This window comes from Pseudomonas sp. AK106 (genome assembly GCF_053903055.1).
Window position 1 is genome coordinate 3,282,339 of record NZ_CP096426.1, and the last position, 16,733, is coordinate 3,299,071.

16 protein-coding genes and 1 pseudogene are annotated in these 16,733 nt (G+C 60.6%); 6 read left to right on the top strand and 11 right to left on the bottom strand.

The window, feature by feature from the left end; translation table 11 throughout:
- Positions 1-18: 18 nt before the first annotated feature.
- From M1E04_RS14580 to galU, 6 genes and pseudogenes are all read right to left on the bottom strand, one after another.
- Positions 19-324, bottom strand: a complete 306-nt coding sequence (locus M1E04_RS14580) for a DUF1883 domain-containing protein (RefSeq protein WP_282373314.1) — start codon at positions 322-324, stop codon at positions 19-21.
- A 221-nt stretch (positions 325-545) separates the two neighbouring features.
- Positions 546-2,108, bottom strand: a complete 1,563-nt coding sequence (gene ahpF / locus M1E04_RS14585; protein ID WP_456291572.1) for an alkyl hydroperoxide reductase subunit F — start codon at positions 2,106-2,108, stop codon at positions 546-548.
- Between the two features lie 157 nt (positions 2,109-2,265).
- Positions 2,266-2,829 carry an alkyl hydroperoxide reductase subunit C gene (gene ahpC / locus M1E04_RS14590; RefSeq protein ID WP_456291573.1) on the bottom strand — a complete coding sequence of 188 codons (564 nt, stop codon included), beginning with the start codon at positions 2,827-2,829 and terminating at the stop codon, positions 2,266-2,268.
- 247 nt (positions 2,830-3,076) lie between these two features.
- A pseudogene (locus tag M1E04_RS14595) lies at positions 3,077-4,738 on the bottom strand (ATP-binding protein); the annotation flags it as partial.
- 159 nt (positions 4,739-4,897) lie between these two features.
- The gene (gorA, locus tag M1E04_RS14600; RefSeq protein ID WP_065987197.1) at positions 4,898-6,253 is read right to left on the bottom strand and encodes a glutathione-disulfide reductase; all 1,356 of its coding nucleotides are present in this window, start codon (positions 6,251-6,253) and stop codon (positions 4,898-4,900) included.
- 147 nt (positions 6,254-6,400) lie between these two features.
- Positions 6,401-7,231, bottom strand: a complete 831-nt coding sequence (gene galU / locus M1E04_RS14605; protein WP_296310007.1) for a UTP--glucose-1-phosphate uridylyltransferase GalU — start codon at positions 7,229-7,231, stop codon at positions 6,401-6,403.
- Positions 7,232-7,580: 349 nt separating this feature from the next.
- Here galU and M1E04_RS14610 point away from each other — a divergent pair, with 349 nt between their 5' ends.
- Together M1E04_RS14610 and M1E04_RS14615 are read left to right on the top strand one after the other, a co-directional pair.
- Complete coding sequence (locus M1E04_RS14610) at positions 7,581-7,766, top strand: hypothetical protein (protein ID WP_065987194.1); 186 nt, start codon at positions 7,581-7,583, stop codon at positions 7,764-7,766.
- Between the two features lie 202 nt (positions 7,767-7,968).
- Positions 7,969-8,250 carry a hypothetical protein gene (locus M1E04_RS14615; protein WP_065987192.1) on the top strand — a complete coding sequence of 94 codons (282 nt, stop codon included), beginning with the start codon at positions 7,969-7,971 and terminating at the stop codon, positions 8,248-8,250.
- Between the two features lie 57 nt (positions 8,251-8,307).
- On the opposite strand, the gene M1E04_RS14620 is transcribed toward M1E04_RS14615, so the two are convergent.
- Positions 8,308-8,664, bottom strand: a complete 357-nt coding sequence (locus M1E04_RS14620) for a hypothetical protein (protein WP_065987190.1) — start codon at positions 8,662-8,664, stop codon at positions 8,308-8,310.
- A gap of 203 nt (positions 8,665-8,867) precedes the next feature.
- On the opposite strand from M1E04_RS14620, the gene M1E04_RS14625 reads away from it, so the two are divergent.
- The 3 genes from M1E04_RS14625 to alkB all read left to right on the top strand — a co-directional run bounded on the left by M1E04_RS14625 (position 8,868) and on the right by alkB (position 10,141).
- Positions 8,868-9,173, top strand: a complete 306-nt coding sequence (locus M1E04_RS14625; protein ID WP_037010615.1) for a DUF1883 domain-containing protein — start codon at positions 8,868-8,870, stop codon at positions 9,171-9,173.
- 80 nt (positions 9,174-9,253) lie between these two features.
- Entirely contained in the window at positions 9,254-9,433 is a 180-nt protein-coding gene (locus M1E04_RS14630; RefSeq protein ID WP_296310002.1) for a hypothetical protein, read from the top strand.
- Positions 9,434-9,463: 30 nt separating this feature from the next.
- Complete coding sequence (gene alkB / locus M1E04_RS14635; protein WP_369320114.1) at positions 9,464-10,141, top strand: DNA oxidative demethylase AlkB; 678 nt, start codon at positions 9,464-9,466, stop codon at positions 10,139-10,141.
- Positions 10,142-10,705: 564 nt separating this feature from the next.
- Here the strand turns inward: alkB and M1E04_RS14640 are convergent.
- The 4 genes from M1E04_RS14640 to gnd all read right to left on the bottom strand — a co-directional run bounded on the left by M1E04_RS14640 (position 10,706) and on the right by gnd (position 15,924).
- Entirely contained in the window at positions 10,706-12,511 is a 1,806-nt protein-coding gene (locus M1E04_RS14640) for a glycoside hydrolase family 15 protein (protein ID WP_456291574.1), read from the bottom strand.
- A 97-nt stretch (positions 12,512-12,608) separates the two neighbouring features.
- A complete protein-coding gene (locus tag M1E04_RS14645) occupies positions 12,609-13,427 on the bottom strand; it encodes an HAD family hydrolase (RefSeq protein WP_192135946.1) in 819 nt (272 codons plus the stop codon).
- The gene (gene zwf, locus M1E04_RS14650) at positions 13,424-14,947 is read right to left on the bottom strand and encodes a glucose-6-phosphate dehydrogenase (RefSeq protein ID WP_192135945.1); all 1,524 of its coding nucleotides are present in this window, start codon (positions 14,945-14,947) and stop codon (positions 13,424-13,426) included. The genes M1E04_RS14645 and zwf overlap by 4 nt, the downstream gene beginning before the upstream one ends.
- Positions 14,947-15,924: a phosphogluconate dehydrogenase (NAD(+)-dependent, decarboxylating) gene (gene gnd / locus M1E04_RS14655; RefSeq protein ID WP_065987181.1), complete on the bottom strand. Its 978-nt coding sequence runs from the start codon at positions 15,922-15,924 to the stop codon at positions 14,947-14,949. Before gnd ends, zwf begins: the two co-directional genes overlap by 1 nt.
- 321 nt (positions 15,925-16,245) lie before the next feature.
- Between gnd and M1E04_RS14660 the strand changes: the two genes are divergently transcribed.
- Complete coding sequence (locus tag M1E04_RS14660; protein ID WP_141695114.1) at positions 16,246-16,419, top strand: DUF6026 family protein; 174 nt, start codon at positions 16,246-16,248, stop codon at positions 16,417-16,419.
- Positions 16,420-16,733 lie beyond the last annotated feature (314 nt).

Sequence of the window (16,733 nt, forward strand, 5' to 3'; positions counted from 1 at the left end):
TATGCAGTCATCAGGCTCTCAGTTTTGAAGCTTTGAGCCTGTCCGACGCACGATCTTGATCGAGTGTTTGAGGTTGGGCTTGCGGGTCACGCTGATCGCCCGTTGGGTGACCGTGTCCAGGGTGATGTTCCAGAAGCCGGTGCTGGGCACCACGATTTTCGCCGGGAAGCGGTCGAAGGCGCCGCCGTGATAGGTGTGCCGACCGCCGTTCTTGAAACTGCGGAAGTTGGCATCACTCATGAGGCGGATATTGCATGCGTTCGAGGACTCGATCACCACAATGTCGCCTTCATTCAGGTGTTCGCGTTGGTGGATGAATTTCACGGGGATCCCACGGCAGTGATGAAAACGGGCGCGAGAATATCATGGAGGCCTGCCCCCACAAGGCGGGTCCCTGAATGACAGCGCAAAAAAAACCTCATGATCGCTCATGAGGTTTTTTTGTTTCTGCGGCATGGGTTCAAGGGTAAGGCAACCAACGCCTTCCCGGCTGAAGCCGGTCCTACGACACCGCATGAGCCAGTAGGATCAGTTTTAGCGAGGTATCACGCCGGGGCGCTGGTGCGGATCAGGTGGTCGAAGGCGCTGAGGGAGGCTTTGGCGCCCTCGCCGACTGCGATAACGATCTGCTTGTACGGCACGGTGGTCACGTCACCGGCAGCGAAGATGCCCGGGATCGACGTCTCACCGCGTGGGTCGATGATGATCTCGCCCCGTGGCGACAGCTCGATGGTGCCCTTCAGCCATTCGGTGTTTGGCAGCAGGCCGATCTGCACAAAGATACCTTCCAGCTCGATGGTGATGTCTTCACCGGTAAGGCGGTTCTTGTAGCGCAGGCCGTTGACCTTCTGGCCGTCGCCGGTGACTTCGCTGGTCAACGCGCTGGTCAGCACCGTCACGTTCGGCAGGCTGTGCAGCTTGCGTTGCAGGACCGCGTCGGCGCGCAGGTTGGCGTCGAATTCCAGCAAGGTGACGTGGGACACGATACCCGCCAGGTCGACGGCCGCTTCGACACCGGAGTTGCCGCCGCCGATCACCGCCACGCGCTTGCCCTTGAACAACGGACCGTCGCAGTGCGGGCAGTACGCCACGCCTTTGTTGCGGTACTGCTGCTCACCCGGCACATTCATTTCGCGCCAGCGTGCCCCGGTCGCCAGGATCACGGTCTTGCTTTTGAGCACGCCGCCGCTGGCGAACTTCACCTGATGCAGCTCACCGTTTTTGCCCGGAATCAGTTGCTCGCCGCGCTGCAGGTTGATGACGTCGACTTCGTACTGTTTGACGTGTTCTTCGAGGGCGACAACCAGCTTCGGCCCTTCGGTGTGCTGCATCGAGATGAAGTTCTCGATCGCCATGGTGTCGAGCACCTGGCCGCCGAAACGCTCGGCTGCCACAGCGGTGCGGATGCCTTTACGGGCAGCGTAGATCGCTGCCGACGAACCGGCCGGGCCACCGCCGACGACGAGCACGTCGAACGCTTCTTTGCCATTCAGCTTGTCGGCCTGACGATCGCCGGCGCTGGTGTCGATCTTCGCCAGAATCTCTTCCAGGTTCATGCGGCCCTGACCAAACAGCTCGCCGTTCAGGTAGATGCTTGGCACGGACATGATCTGGCGGTCGGTGACTTCCTGCTGAAACAGGCTGCCTTCGATGGCGACGTGTTCCACGTTCGGGTTAAGAACAGCCAGCAGGTTCAGCGCCTGGACCACGTCCGGGCAGTTCTGGCAGGTCAGCGAAAAGTAGGTTTCAAACTTGAATCCACCGGTCAGGCCGCGGGCCTGTTCAATGGTGTCCTCGGAGGATTTGGACGGGTAGCCGCCGACTTGCAGCAGCGCCAGCACCAGCGAGGTGAATTCGTGACCCATTGGCAGACCGGCGAAACGCAGCTTGATGTCCTGGCCCGGGCTGTTCAGGGCGAAGGACGGCGTGCGTGCATCGCTGCCATTGGTGTCCAGGGTGATCTTGTCGGAGCTGCTGACGATGTCATTGAGCAGGGCCAGCATTTCCTGGGATTTTGCGCCGTCATCAAGGGACGCAACGATCTCGATCGGGCGAGTGATCCGCTCCAGGTAAGATTTCAACTGAGCTTTAAGATTGGCGTCCAACATGGTTCGGCTTCCTTCTTCACTTTCAGGTCTGGATACGTTCAAGATCTAGCGGGTTCTACAAAAAAAAACGCCCAGGCGATGACCGCCCGGGCGTTTTTTGGGGGCGATGCGGTTTACGTGCTCATGGGCTCATCGCCCCCGATCCGGTCATGACGACTTAGATCTTGCCAACCAGGTCCAGCGAAGGAGCCAGGGTGGCCTCGCCTTCTTTCCACTTGGCTGGGCAGACTTCGCCCGGGTGAGCAGCAACGTACTGAGCCGCCTTGATTTTGCGCAGCAGCTCGGAAGCGTCACGGCCAACACCGCCGTCGTTCAGTTCGACGATTTTGATTTCGCCTTCCGGGTTGATCACGAAAGTACCGCGGTCAGCCAGACCTGCTTCTTCGATCAGGACGTCGAAGTTGCGGGAGATTTTCAGGGTCGGGTCACCGACCATGGTGTACTGGATTTTGCCGATGGCTGGCGAAGTGTTGTGCCAGGCAGCGTGAGCAAAGTGGGTATCGGTGGAAACGCTGTAGATTTCGACGCCCAGTTTCTGGAACTCGGCGTAGTTGTCCGCCAGGTCTTCCAGCTCGGTTGGGCAAACGAAGGTGAAGTCAGCCGGGTAGAAGAACACCACAGACCATTTGCCTTTCAGGTCGGCGTCCGACACTTCTACGAAGTTGCCGTTCTTGAAAGCAGTTGCCGTGAACGGTTTGACTTGGCTGTTGATGATAGGCATCAGTGAATCTCCTGAGGGTTGTGAAAATGGGGTGTTACAAATTCGATGGGGAGGATACTACGCAAAATCGTCAGCAGGGACTCATTGGCAAAGCTCATGCTTATGATTGGTTTTGACTATAAGGATGCTTTATTAATAGAAGACGTTGTTGGGCGGGTGCGGTTGGGTCACCCGCACTGTCGACCGGAAAGCTTCCCGGCTAAAGCCGGTCCTACGGATCCAGCCAGTCCTGGTGATCCAGCCAGTCCTAGGCTGCTGATTCGATCAGGCTTCGCACCCGCACGGCAAGTTCGTCGATGCTGAAAGGTTTGGTGAGTAAATCCATGCCATCGTCGAGGAAGTCACCACGCACTTCGGCCTCCCGCGCATAACCGGTCATGAACAAAACCTTCAGCCCCGGGCGATGCTGGCGTGCCACTTCTGCCAACTGGCGACCATTCAAACCCGGCAGTCCCACATCCGTGACCAGCAAATCAACGGGCTCGGCTCCCTGCAAAACCACCAGTGCCTCATGGCTGTCGCAGGCGACGTTCACGCGATAACCCAGCTCCTTCAGCACATCCACCACCAGCATGCGCACCTCAGCCTCGTCCTCCACCACCAGCACGCGCTCGCCCAGGCCGGCGCGAGGCGGTTCGAAGCTGCGAGGGACGGCGGGGGGAAGCTCGGCAACCTCGTGGTGACACGGCAACAGCAAGTCGATGCGCGTACCACGCCCTTCTTCGCTGGAAATGCTGACCCGGCCGCCGGTCTGGTTGATGAAGCCGTAGACCATCGACAGGCCCAGGCCAGTGCCCTGCCCGATCGGCTTGGTGGTGAAGAACGGATCAAAGGCCCGTGCGATAACCTCGCTGGACATGCCCAGCCCGGTGTCCTGCACACGAAGGCGCACGTAGTCGCCCGGCGCCAGCGCGTCCTGCAGCAGGGCAATGTGGGTCAGTTCGGTCTGGATCAATAACCGACCGCCGTCGGGCATCGCGTCGCGGGCGTTGATGACCAGATTAAGCAACGCATTCTCGAGCTGATGCTCATCGGTGTTGGTCAGGCACGAGATCGTGTGCAGGTCGACTTCCAGCTCGATGCTTTCACCAATGGTCCGGCGCAGCAGTTCTTCCATAGACGTCACCATGTGGTTGACGTCCACCGGCCGCTGGTTCAGTGACTGGCGACGGGCGAACGCAAGCAGGCGATGGGTGAGCGACGCAGCGCGGTTGGCCGAGCCCATGGCGGCCTCGATGTAACGATCGATCTCCGACACACGCCCTGCGGCGACCCGACGCTGGATCAGGTCCAGTGCGCCGAGCACGCCGGTGAGCATGTTGTTGAAGTCGTGGGCGATGCCGCCAGTCAGCTGGCCGATGGCGTCCATTTTCTGCGCGTGGCGCAAGGCCTCTTCAGCCTGGGCACGCTCACTGATTTCGACCTGCAGTCGCTCGTTGCTTTCGGCCAGTTCGCGGGTGCGCTCGGCGACGCGCTGTTCGAGGCTCTCGTTCAGCTCGCGCAGCGCGTCCTCGGCACTGACCTGGGCCGTGATGTCCGTGCTCGTGCTCAACCAGTGGATGATGCTGCCGCGCTCATCGCGGATCGGCAATGCGCGGGAGAGGAACCAGCGGTACTGGCCGTCCTTGCCGCGCAGCGGGAAGGTGTCCTCCCACAACGAGCCGGTGGCGAAGCAGCGCTGCAGACGTGATTCGACCCGCTGCCCATGGTCAGGGTGATGCAACGATCGCCAGCCCAGCGCCATCATCGCTTCGTATGAGGTGCCGGTGTAGCTGTACCAGCGTTCGTTGTACCAATGGATGTGACCGGCGGGGTCAGCGATCCAGGCCAACTGACTCATGTTGTCGGCGAGGCTGCGAAACTGCCGCTCACTCTCATCAAGCGCTTCGGTTCTGGAAAGCGCCTGGTCATCAGGTCCTGCTGGATTCAAGGGCATGGCTGCCGAAAAACTCGTGCTGGTCAAAGAGTGGGTCCGTCCCTAAAAACAATGGCTGGCCCGGCTCCCTCCATGGAGGCCGGACCGTTCACGTGTGCCGCGCGAGGCTTAACAACACGTGCCGGGTGATGCTTAGCGTGTCGGTGTGCGCATGGTGACGAATTCTTCCGCCGCCGTAGGGTGCACACCGATGGTGTCGTCGAAAATCTGCTTGGTGGCGCCGGCCTTGAGGGCGATCGCCAGGCTCTGAATGATCTCGCCGGCGTCCGGGCCGACCATGTGGCAACCCAGCACGCGATCGGTTTTGGCATCGACCACCAGTTTCATCAGGGTGCGCTCCTGATTATCGGTCAGCGACAGCTTCATCGGCCGGAACGTGCTTTCGAACACCTGCACCTCATACCCGTCCTTCATGGCTTCGGCCTCGGTGAGACCGACCGTGCCGATGTTCGGCAGGCTGAACACGGCAGTGGGAATGTGGCGGTAATCCACAGGGCGGTACTGCTCGGGCTTGAACAGGCGCCGCGCGACGGCCATGCCCTCGGCCAGCGCCACCGGCGTCAACTGCACGCGGCCGATGATGTCGCCGACGGCGATGATCGACGGCTCGGTGGTCTGATAATCACCGTTGACCTTGATGAAGCCCTTGTCATCCAGCTCGACGTTGACGGTGTCCATGCCCAGGTTGTCCAGCATCGGGCGGCGCCCGGTGGCGTAGAACACGCAGTCGGTGTTGAAACGGCTGCCGTCGTTCAGGCTCAGTTGCAAGGTGCCGTCGGCCAGCTTCTCGATGCTGCTGATCTCGGTCTTGAAGCGAATGTCCATCTCGCGCTTGGCGAGCTCTTCGTGCAGATGGGTGCGCACGCTCTCATCGAAGCCGCGCAGGAACAACTCGCCGCGGTACATCAGCGAAACGTCAGCGCCCAGGCCGTTGAAGATCGAGGCGAACTCCACCGCGATGTAGCCGCCGCCGACCACGACGACGCGCTTGGGCATCTGCTCGAGGAAGAACACTTCGTTGGAGGTGATGGCGTGCTCGCGGCCCGGAATGTCCGGCACCTGTGGCCAGCCACCGGTGGCAATCATGATGTGCTCGGCCGTGTGAACCTGGCCGTTGATTTCGACTTCGTGGGGGCCGCGCAGGCGTGCATGGCCTTCCATCAGTGACACGCCGCTGCTGTCCAGCAGCTTGCGGTAGACGCCATTGAGGCGGCTGATCTCGCGGTTCTTGTTGGCGATCAGGGTGGGCCAGTCGAAATGCGCCTCGCCACTGCTCCAGCCATAGCCTTTCGCCTGTTCGAAGTCTTCGGAATAGTGCGCGCCGTAGACCATCAGCTTCTTCGGTACGCAACCGACGTTGACGCACGTGCCCCCCAGATAACGGCTCTCGGCCACGGCCACGCGCGCACCGAAGCCGGCGGAAAACCGCGCCGCCCGGACGCCCGCCGAGCCTGCGCCGATTACAAAAAGGTCAAAGTCGTAGCTCATCTGTCTCTCCTAAGCGATGCGCTAGCATAACCGCTTGAGCGCGCTCGGCAAGTTCCGCAGGGCAGAAACGACAAAGCCACCCGAAGGTGGCTTTGTCTTACATACAGCGGCGTGGCAAAAGCCAGTACAACCGCTGTCATGTGCTGATTACAGTTCTTTGTAGAAATGCTCGAAGCAGAAGTTGGTGGCTTCGACGTAACCGGCCGCACCGCCGCAATCGAAACGCGTGCCCTGGAATTTGTAGGCCAGTACGTTGCCTTCAGCAGCTTGCTTCATCAAAGCGTCAGTGATCTGGATTTCACCGCCTTTGCCCGGCTCGGTCTGCTCGATTTTCTCGAAAATGTCCGGCGTGAGGATATAACGACCAATGATCGCCAGATTCGAAGGCGCATCTTCAGGCTTTGGCTTCTCGACCATGTCGGTCACGCGGAACAGGCCAGGCTTGATCTCTTCACCCGCGATCACGCCGTATTTGTGAGTCTGATCGGCAGGCACTTCCTGAATGGCGACGATCGAGCATTTGTACTGCTTGTGCAGCTTGACCATCTGCTCCAGGACACCGTCACCGCCGGGATTGACACACAAGTCATCTGCCAGAACCACGGCAAATGCTTCGTTGCCAATCAGAGGCCGGCCGCTGAGAATTGCGTGGCCCAGACCTTTCATTTCGGTTTGACGGGTGTAGGAGAAGCTGCATTCGTCGATCAGTTTGCGGATGCCGACCAGGTATTTCTCTTTGTCGGTGCCTTTGATCTGGTGTTCGAGCTCGTAGCTGATGTCGAAGTGGTCTTCCAGCGCGCGCTTGCCGCGGCCAGTGACGATGGAGATTTCGGTCAAGCCGGCCTCCAATGCCTCTTCTACGCCGTATTGGATCAGTGGCTTGTTAACAACTGCCAGCATCTCTTTGGGCATGGCCTTGGTCGCTGGCAAAAAGCGAGTGCCGTATCCGGCTGCAGGGAACAAGCATTTCTTGATCATATAAATCCTTGATGAGCTGGGGGTGTTGCGGCGCAGTCTAATGAGGCGGCGATAACCTTACAATGCCGCTACTGGCCGTTCGCTGCCTAGGTAGAGGAACGCTGACGCAGATAGTTCCGCAGATAGTTCCGCAAATAGCTCAGTAACCCGCTGCCTCGCCACGCTTCACCCACTGATTACTGGAATTCCATGCTGTCCGTCAGACGAGGGCATCCAGCGCCGCGTAACCGCCGTTCGGTGACCTTCGCAAGCGTAGCTCTGTTCGCCATCCCCCGTGGGAAATTGTGCGATTGCCCTTTGGCATTTGCCGACTATCATGGGCGCCTGAATCACTAATCGAGACAAGTCGATGTCTGAAGTTAAAAGCGTGAACGGGTACCAGATCAAGAAACTCCAGGACGGCCAATGGTGGCTGGTCGGCCACGACGGTGAAGCCGTGGCAGGCCCGTTCTCCAGCGAGAGCAGCGCCATTGAAGTCGCCGCCGTATTCGAAGACACACCAGCCCCGCGTCGTCGGGCTGACAAGAAAGACTGATCCCCTGACCCGGCCAGCCCCGCAATGGGGCATGGCCCGGGCGCAGCTCGGGTCCAGCGGTGCTCATGTGCGGTTAACTCAGCACGCGCACCCTGCAAAAAATGTCGGGTGATGCCGGAACGATGGCACCCACCCCAAGTCTGAGACTAGCAATCCCAAAGCAGCTCACCCCACACCGGCCCTCATCGCGAAGCATTCCACCATGATCAAGATCTTATCCGTCATTGCTGTACTGGCCTTGACCGGTTGCGCGACTGCGCAGAACACCTACCTCAAAGACGGCAAACAGGCGTTGAGCATCGACTGCTCCGGCGAAGCCATGTCCTGGGCCGCTTGCTACGAAAAGGCTGACGCTTCCTGCGCGGGCACCGGCTACAACATCGTCAGCACTAATGGCACGCCGCAACCCAAGGAAGATGACAAGACCCTGGGTGTCGATGTCGGCAACTATAAAAACCGCACGGTGCTGGTGGTCTGCAAATAACGTCGCTGGCCGTTTACCGCTGTACCCACGTCACTTCCTGATGCTGTCTCAACCGCGTCATTCGCCCGAGATACAGGCCGTCACGGCATGCTGCACGTCTTTGGGTCGCAGCGGGTTGTTCGACATGCGCTCGAACAGCTTGATCGAGCTGCCGCCGGAGCGGGTCTCGATGTCGACGATGGCAGCAGGATCACTGCTCAGCAGCTTCTGTGGAACGATGATGCGCAGGCCCTCTTTGTGCGGCTCGATCTGCGGCGGCTTGCGGCTGTCGGAGATACGTCCGACAAAGCACGCGGCATAATCCTTCGGCGACTTGCCGGACATCACACTCATGGTCGCCGGGGTGTGTTCAATGTCTGTAACTGTGGCGCAGCCGGTCATCGCCAGGGCCAGAATAACAACCGCCAATTTCATACAATCCCTCCAGTAAAGGTCCTTACGACAAGCCTGACCCGGATTAAATCCCGCACGCCTGCTTTTTTAACTGCCAGCCTTGCTGTCAGCGCTGCGCTGATTCGGGCTGAGGGCAGCGCAATAAAACCCGCCGGGATGATCAATGCCCAGGCTCGCCGTGCTATCGTTTCGGGTTTTCGAGAACGCTGTCTCCGGAGACACCCATGAAATTCGTTCACCAGCGCGAGCACCTCAACGAAGACGACATGGTCGTCATCGAGTGCTCCCAGCTTTGCAACATACGCCTGATGAGTGATGCCAACTTCCGCAGCTTCAAGAACGGCGGCCGTCACACTTACCACGGCGGCGCATTTGACCGTTTCCCTGCCAAGATCGCGGTGCCCAGCACCGGCTTCTGGAACATCACCATCGACACCGCTGGCCGCAAACTGGACAGCCATGGCGGGCGCAAAACCGCTTTCACCCATTCCATCAAGATCGTCCGCCGCTCGTCCTCGCGTCTGAGCTAAGGCGCCATTGAACACCGGACGACGTGAAATCTTTGTGGTTTTTTTGCGAACATCCGGTCAGCGTTTCCAAGGAGTCAAATGTGAGCACCCCTGCCCCCGTCGTCAAATACGCGATCAGCTACAAGCTCAACGGTGAGCGTCGTTTCGAATTTGCCCTGTTGCAGTCCCCTTCCACCGAGGAAGCCCTGGCAGCCCTGCAGAAAATGCACGCCGACGGTGATGATGTCATCAGCGATGTGAAGGTCAGCAAAGCGCTGTAGGCGAAATCTGGATCGGGGACGCCCATGGTGATGCAGCGCAAAGGCACGACGCCGGCGACGTTTGATCTGTTCGCGGAGGACACGCCGCAGTTGCCTTCCCGGGAGCAGATCGGGCCGGAGTCGTTTGTGTTCCGTGGCTTCGCCCTGCCCTTTATCGAGTCATTGCTGCCTGCGCTGGAGTCGGTTCTTGCGCAGGCGCCGTTCCGCAACATGGTCACGCCCGGTGGTTACACGATGTCGGTGGCGCTGAGCAGTTGTGGGGAGTTCGGCTGGACGACAGACCGAAGTGGCTATGCCTATTCTCCGGTCGATCCCATGACGGGTCAGCCGTGGCCGGCGATGCCCGAGGTTTTGATGGAGCTGGCGGTGGCGGCGGCCTCGGCGGCGGGGTTTGAGGGGTTTGTGCCGGATGCGTGCCTGATCAATCGTTATATTCCCGGGGCGAAGATGTCGCTTCATCAGGATAAGGATGAGCGCGGTTTGGAGTGGCCGGTGGTGTCGGTGTCGCTGGGGTTGCCGGCGATGTTTTTGTTCGGTGGTCATGGGCGCGGTGATCCGACTCAGCGGGTGCCGTTGTTTCATGGGGATGTGGTGGTGTGGGGCGGGGTTGATCGGTTGCGCTTTCATGGGGTGCTGCCGATTCGGCAGGCGGAGCATCCGGAGCTGGGGGAGCAGCGGATCAATTTTACGTTTCGTAAGGCGCGGTGAGGGGACTGGTGAGGGGACGGACTGGTGAGGGGACTGATTTATTTACAGCGCTTCATCGTAAATTAATCTGTCCCCGAGTGCGCGTGTCCCCGAGTGCGCGGTGCGGCTGAGAGGGGTCTGCCTAACGGCAGACATTTCGCCTCCGGCGAGTTACTTGATAAAGCCCCAAGTAACCAAGGGCTTGTGCTCCTGGTTGGGCTCCACCTTCGTCGGAGTACCCTCACTCCGGTCTCGCTCCGTGGGCCCGCGCCGAACGGACATCCATGTCCTGACGGCGCTCTCTCCGCATCCATGCGGCTCGGCCCACTCCGCGAAACCTGCGTTCAGCCTGCACCCAAGTCGCGTTCTGCGGTGTCTGGGCTTTTTGCGTATGAAGATCAAAATCAACAGCAAAAGCTTTCCGGCTGAAGCCGGTCCTACAGGGTGGATGCGGTGCTTTTAGTGGGACTGGCTTTAGCCGGGAAGAGGCCCCTGTGAGCAGCCTCAATCCATCGGTCTAGCGCCTGACGCCTTCCCGGCTAAAGCCGGTCCCGCTGATCGGCACGATCGCCTGGACCTGTTCCACTAGGGCTGTGGGGTCGCGCGGGTTTTTACGGGGCAGATGACGCGGTGCAGGTTGAGGGCGGTGTTGATGATGCCGATGTGGCTGAAAGCCTGGGGGAAGTTGCCGAGCATGCGGTTTTGCTGGGGGTCGTATTGTTCGGCGAGGAGGCCGACGTCGTTGCACAGACCGCACAGGCGTTCGAAGAGGAGTTGGGCTTCTTCGTCGCGGCCTTGGAGCACGTAGACGTCGGCGAGCCAGAACGAGCACACCAGGAACGTCCCTTCGCTGCCCGACACGCCATCGGTGCTGCGCTCGCTGTCGTAGCGCAATAGCAGGCCGTCTTTCATCAGCGATTGTTCTATCCGCGTGACGGTGCCGGTGACGCGGGGGTCGTCGACGGGGAGGAAGCCGGTGAGCGCGATCTGCAGCAGACTGGCGTCCATTTCCTGGCCGCCGTAGGTCTGCACGAAGCTGCCCAGTGCGGCGTCGTAACCGTTGGCGCAGACGTCGGCGTGAATCTGATCGGCAACATGCCGATAGTGCCGTCCCCGCTCGCGGTCTTCCGGGTCATCGCTCTTGGCCAACACCCCGGCATTGCGGTCGAACGACACCCAGGCCATGACTTTGGAATGGGTGAAGTGCCGCGGCGCCGAACGGATTTCCCAAATGCCGGCGTCCGGTTGATGCCAGACTTTTTCCAGAAACGGCATGATCACTTTCTGGATTTCCGTGCCGCGCGGCAGCGCCGGCAATCCGTTTTTAAGGGCTTGGGTCATGGCGTCGGCGACTTCGCCGTAGACGTCCAACTGCACCTGACTGGCCGCGCCGTTGCCCACCCGCACCGGACGCGATTGCGCGTAACCGGCCAGCCAAGGCAATTCATACTCCAGCAAACGTCGCTCGCCTGCCAGGCCGTACATGATCTGGACTTGATCCGGGTTGCCGGCGATGGAGCGCAGCAGCCAGTTGCGCCACGCAGTCGCTTCTTCGAAATAGCCCAGGTTCATGAACGCCAGCAGGGTCATGGTCGCATCGCGCAGCCAGCAGAAGCGGTAATCCCAGTTGCGCTCGCCGCCCAACTGTTCGGGCAGCGACGTGGTCACCGCTGCGACGATCCCGCCGGTGGGCGCGTAGGTCATGGCTTTGAGGGTGATCAGCGAACGTTTGACCTGATCCGTCCAGGGGCCGACATCCGGGCAGCGGTCAGAAAAACCCCGCCAGAACGTTTCGGTCTGCTGCAGCGCCAACTCCATATCGAAGCCCCCACGCACCGGCTCGTGGGAGACCTGCCAGGACAGCGCGAAACCCAGCCGCTGGCCTGCTTCAACGCTGAACAGGCTCTCGGTGTGGTGGTCCATCGGGTGCAGTTCGGCAGGCGTGCGCAGCACCAGCATGTCCGGGCCGGCAACGGCGGTCATGGTGTGCGGCTCGCGCTTCTCGACCCACGGCACCGTGCTGCCGTAGTCAAAGCGAATCGCCAGGTCCATGGAGAAATCCACGCGCCCTTCCACGCCGACGACGATGCGCACCACGCTGCTGTCGATCTCCATGGGCATGAAATCGATGAGCAACGCCTGTCCGGTGTCGGTGGTGAAGAGGGTTTCGAGAATCAGTGTGCCGTCGCGATAGCTGCGGCGCGTCCGGGCGCGGCCGTCAACCGGGGCCAGCTTCCAGCGCCCGTTGTTGCTGTCACCCAGCAGCGCGGCGAAACAGGCTGGCGCATCAAAGCGCGGGAAACACAGCCAGTCCAGTGACCCGTCGCGGGCCACGAGCGCGGCGGTCCGGCAGTTGCCGAGCAGCGCGTAGTCTTCAATCAACACAGCCATCGGGCAGTTATCCCTCTCGGTGAGCACGTTAGTGTTGTTGTGCGCCGTGCCCTTGAGTAGCTGAACCCATGAGTAGCAGCGCAATCGCCGCCCCGAATCAACGGGGCAGGATGTATCGCTCAATGGCCCTGGCCAGCCCGTCATCGGCATTGCTGTCGGTAACGTAGTTGGCTTGGGTCTTCACGCCCACTTCGGCCTGCCCCATGGCAATCGACAACCCGGCGCGCAGGAACATCGCCACGTCGTTGCCCGCATCGCCGATCGCGGCGGTGTGGGCCAGCGGGACGCCCAACGCATCGGCCAGCGTCTCAAGGGCAGTGCCCTTGTTGGCGTCCAGTGCGGTGACGTCGAGGTAATAGGACTGCGAACGCGCCGCCAGTGCGGACTCGGCGATCAGCGGGTTGAGCTTGACCTCCAGGCGCTTGAGCAGCTCGAAGTCCTTGCTCGCCGCGACGATCTTGTCGATGCGGTCCAGGTAGTCGTCAAAGCTGGCGACATGAACGAAGTCGTAGCCCAGCGTGTTGCGCTCGTGGTCGACGTAATCCCCTTCGGGATTGAGCAGCAGCCACTGGTCGTCGGCGAACACCCAGACCGCCACCGCCTCGCTGGCGAACAGCTCGAGGCTGGTGCGCGCCGCGGCGGCATTGATGCGGTGGGCCTTCAGCAGGCTGCCGTCAGGATTGATGATGTTGGCACCGTTGAACGCCACGGTCGGCAGCGTGATGCCCAGGGCTTCGATCTGCTGCCGCATGGCCCGAGGGGGCCGGCTGCTGGCGACCGAGAAATGAATCCCGGCCTCCTGCAGCTTGCGCACCGCATCGATGTTGGCCTGGCTCAGGCTGTGATCGGGGTGCAGCAGCGTGCCATCGATGTCGGACAACATGAACTGGATGAGGGACTGCGAAGCGTCACTCATCCCAGGCGCTGCCATGTGCGGCCGTCACGGGCCAGCAACTCATCGGCCTCCGAGGGCCCGTCCTCGCCCGCGTGGTAGAGGTCCACCTGCGGATCCTTGGCCCAGGCATCGATGAACGGCTGCACGGCACGCCAACCGTTTTCAATGTTGTCGGCACGCTGGAACAGGGTCTGGTCACCGGTCAGGCAGTCGTAGATCAGGGTTTCGTACCCGGTCGACGGCTGCATCTCGAAGAAGTCCTTGTAGGCGAAACCCAATTCAATGGTCTGCATGTCGAGGGTCGGGCCGGGCTTCTTCGCCTGCAGATCGAACCACATGCCTTCGTCAGGCTGGATCTGGATCTTGAGGAAATTCGGCGCGACGCTGTCGACATCGGTGTCGCGAAACTGGGCATACGGCGCAGGCTTGAAGCAGATGGCGATCTCGGTGTCGCGCACGCTCATGCGCTTGCCAGTGCGCAGGTAGAACGGCACGCCCATCCAGCGCCAGTTATCGATCATGACCTTGAGTGCGACGTAGGTCTCGGTGTTGCTCTCGGGATCGACACGGTCTTCCTGGCGGTAACCGGTGACGGGCTTGCCGTCGATGTTGCTCTCGGCGTACTGACCGCGCACCGAATTGGCCAGCGCTTCCATTTCCGACCAGGGCCGGATCGCGCCGACCACCTTGGCCTTTTCGCCGCGCACGGCATCGGCACCGAATGCAGCCGGCGGCTCCATCGCTACCATCGCCAGCAGCTGGAACAGGTGATTGGGCACCATGTCCCGCAGGGCACCGGTGGTTTCGTAGAAGCTGCCACGGGTTTCAACGCCCACGGTTTCGGCTGCGGTGATCTGCACGTGGTCGATGTAGTGGTTATTCCAGAACGACTCGAACAGGCCGTTGGAGAAACGGCTGACCAAAATGTTCTGCACCGTTTCCTTGCCCAGATAGTGGTCGATCCGGTAGATCTGCTTCTCGCTCATGACCTTCAGCAAGCAGTTGTTCAGGGCCACCGCACTGGGCAGATCGTGGCCGAACGGCTTCTCGATCACCACGCGACGAAAGCTCTCGTCGTCCTCGACCATCAGCCCGGAAGAGCCCAGACGCTGCGTCACCTCACTGAAGAAACGCGGCGCAGTCGCCAAGTAGAACACGGCGTTGCGGGTGCCCGTGCTCTTGATCTTCGCGTCGATGTCCGAATACGTGGAATCGTCGAGAAAATCGCCGGTGATGTAAGTGATGCGCTTCGACAGGCTGCCCCACAGCGCCGGATCCAGAGGCTCTTCGCCGCCCTGGGCGACCTTGCTGGCCGCCTCCTGACGTATGAAGTCTTCGAGCTTCTTGGCGAAATCGGCATCGCTGACGGTGTTGTGGTCAACGCCGACGATGTGCAGGTCCTCCCCCACCAACCCGTCGCGAAACAGGTTATAGAGGGCCGGCATCAACAGCCGTTTGACCAGGTCACCATGGGCGCCGAAGAGGAACAGCGTGGTCGCCGGAGCGACCGGCGCATTCTGCTTGCTGCGGGATAAACCCATTATTTTGGTTCCTTATGACCACCGAATCCAAAACGCATGGCGGACAGCATCTTGTCGCCGTACGTGCTTTGTTGACGGGAGCGGAAGCGGGCGAACAGCGAAGTGGACAGCACGGGAACCGGTACCGCCTGCTCCATGGCCGCTTCGATGGTCCAGCGGCCTTCACCGCTGTCGGCCACGGAACCGGAATAGGCGTTGAGCTGAGGGTCGGTGGCCAGTGCGTCGGCGGTCAGGTCGAGCAGCCAGGAAGACACCACGCTGCCGCGACGCCAGACTTCGGCGATGTCGCCCAGGTTCAGGTCGAAGCGCTGTTCAACCGGGAGGTTGTCCGAATTCTTGGTCTTGAGGATGTCGAAGCCTTCGGCGAAGGCCTGCATCATGCCGTACTCGATGCCGTTGTGGATCATCTTGACGAAGTGCCCGGCGCCCGGCGGACCGGCGTGGATGTAACCGTGTTCGGCACGCGGGTCGGCGTCCTTGGCACGATCCCTGGTGCGCGGGATGTCGCCAATGCCCGGGGCCAGGGTCTTGAAGATCGGGTCAAGGCGCGTGACGACGTCGGTTTCGCCGCCGATCATCATGCAGTAGCCGCGTTCCAGACCCCAGACGCCGCCCGAGGTGCCGACATCGACGTAGTGCAGGTTCTTGTCTTTAAGGGCGAGGGAGCGACGGACGTCGTCCTTGTAGAAGGTGTTGCCGCCGTCGATGATCACGTCGTCGGCATCGAGCAAAGTGGCCAGCTCGTTGATGGTGTCTTCGGTTGGAGCGCCAGCAGGCAACATCACCCAGACGGCCCGCGGTTTTTCCAGCGCCGCAACCAGTGACGCGAGGTCATGGGCTGGCGTTGAACCTTCGTTGGCGAGCACGGTGCGAGACTTCTCATCGCGATCATAGACCACAGTCGTGTGGCCATTGAGCATCAGTCGACGTGCGATGTTGCCGCCCATGCGGCCTAGTCCAACAATCCCGAGTTGCATGTAGAGGTGCTCCTTAATCAAATTCAGAGGTGCCTCAGTTTATAGCCCAGTGCCGCATAGTGGGTTAGTCCGGGGAGGCAAACTATGGTTTCCCGGTGAAAAAAGTTTCATGTGCAGGGGCACAGAGGTCTGCAAGACTGCCCTATGACGCACGTTTTCGCGATCAAGAAACGTTCGCGACAATCAAAAATAAAAAAGTTCCTTTTTTACGCAAAAGAAATCAGAATCCCGGCCGATAGAGGTAGTGAGCAGGACATGCCAGGTAGCAGGCGTCCTTGCTTGAACCTTATGAAGTTGAATCCGCCATTTGCGAGGTGTGCAATGGGCACAGTAATGACAGCCAACGCTCCACAGACCCTTTACGTCACAATCCGTCGTGACGAGCTGCGCCAGCTCAGGGAAGAACGCGCCGTATTGCAGAAGAAAGTCGCCCAGCTGACTTCGATGCTGCAGCACGCCCAGCTCATCGGCAGCAGCAACGCCCTGCACGCCTGATCCGCGACACCCCTCCTCCCAAGGCAAGCCTGATCTGCAGGCTTGCCGGCGCATCCCTCGCACTCCCCTGCCTGTACTCGCAATGCCGCGCGCTCGACGCCCCTTTCGACCCTCCGTCGGACCCGACACACGTTGTTACGTTCCCCGCCTGGACTGCGATTGAGGCCCATAGCCGGTTTCACCGTTTTCGCAACGCCCCGCGTGACAAAATTTTCACCCGTCTGAAAACATAATCCCGACCCTTAACAGGTTGGTTGCTGGCCAATTGCTGGCACTGGAATGAGTTCAGGCGGTGTTCTGCCGCCTGAAAAGGT

Bases quoted from the DNA above. Each gene is read 5' to 3' on its own strand.
- ahpF (WP_456291572.1), bottom strand. From the start codon at position 2,108: ATGTTGGACGCCAATCTTAAAGCTCAGTTGAAATCTTACCTGGAGCGG.
- ahpC (WP_456291573.1), bottom strand. From the start codon at position 2,829: ATGCCTATCATCAACAGCCAAGTCAAACCGTTCACGGCAACTGCTTTC.
- gorA (WP_065987197.1), bottom strand. From the start codon at position 6,253: ATGAGCTACGACTTTGACCTTTTTGTAATCGGCGCAGGCTCGGCGGGC.
- galU (WP_296310007.1), bottom strand. From the start codon at position 7,231: ATGATCAAGAAATGCTTGTTCCCTGCAGCCGGATACGGCACTCGCTTT.
- M1E04_RS14610 (WP_065987194.1), top strand. From the start codon at position 7,581: ATGTCTGAAGTTAAAAGCGTGAACGGGTACCAGATCAAGAAACTCCAG.
- M1E04_RS14615 (WP_065987192.1), top strand. From the start codon at position 7,969: ATGATCAAGATCTTATCCGTCATTGCTGTACTGGCCTTGACCGGTTGC.
- M1E04_RS14620 (WP_065987190.1), bottom strand. From the start codon at position 8,664: ATGAAATTGGCGGTTGTTATTCTGGCCCTGGCGATGACCGGCTGCGCC.
- M1E04_RS14625 (WP_037010615.1), top strand. From the start codon at position 8,868: ATGAAATTCGTTCACCAGCGCGAGCACCTCAACGAAGACGACATGGTC.
- alkB (WP_369320114.1), top strand. From the start codon at position 9,464: ATGCAGCGCAAAGGCACGACGCCGGCGACGTTTGATCTGTTCGCGGAG.
- M1E04_RS14640 (WP_456291574.1), bottom strand. From the start codon at position 12,511: ATGGCTGTGTTGATTGAAGACTACGCGCTGCTCGGCAACTGCCGGACC.
- M1E04_RS14645 (WP_192135946.1), bottom strand. From the start codon at position 13,427: ATGAGTGACGCTTCGCAGTCCCTCATCCAGTTCATGTTGTCCGACATC.
- zwf (WP_192135945.1), bottom strand. From the start codon at position 14,947: ATGGGTTTATCCCGCAGCAAGCAGAATGCGCCGGTCGCTCCGGCGACC.
- gnd (WP_065987181.1), bottom strand. From the start codon at position 15,924: ATGCAACTCGGGATTGTTGGACTAGGCCGCATGGGCGGCAACATCGCA.
- M1E04_RS14660 (WP_141695114.1), top strand. From the start codon at position 16,246: ATGGGCACAGTAATGACAGCCAACGCTCCACAGACCCTTTACGTCACA.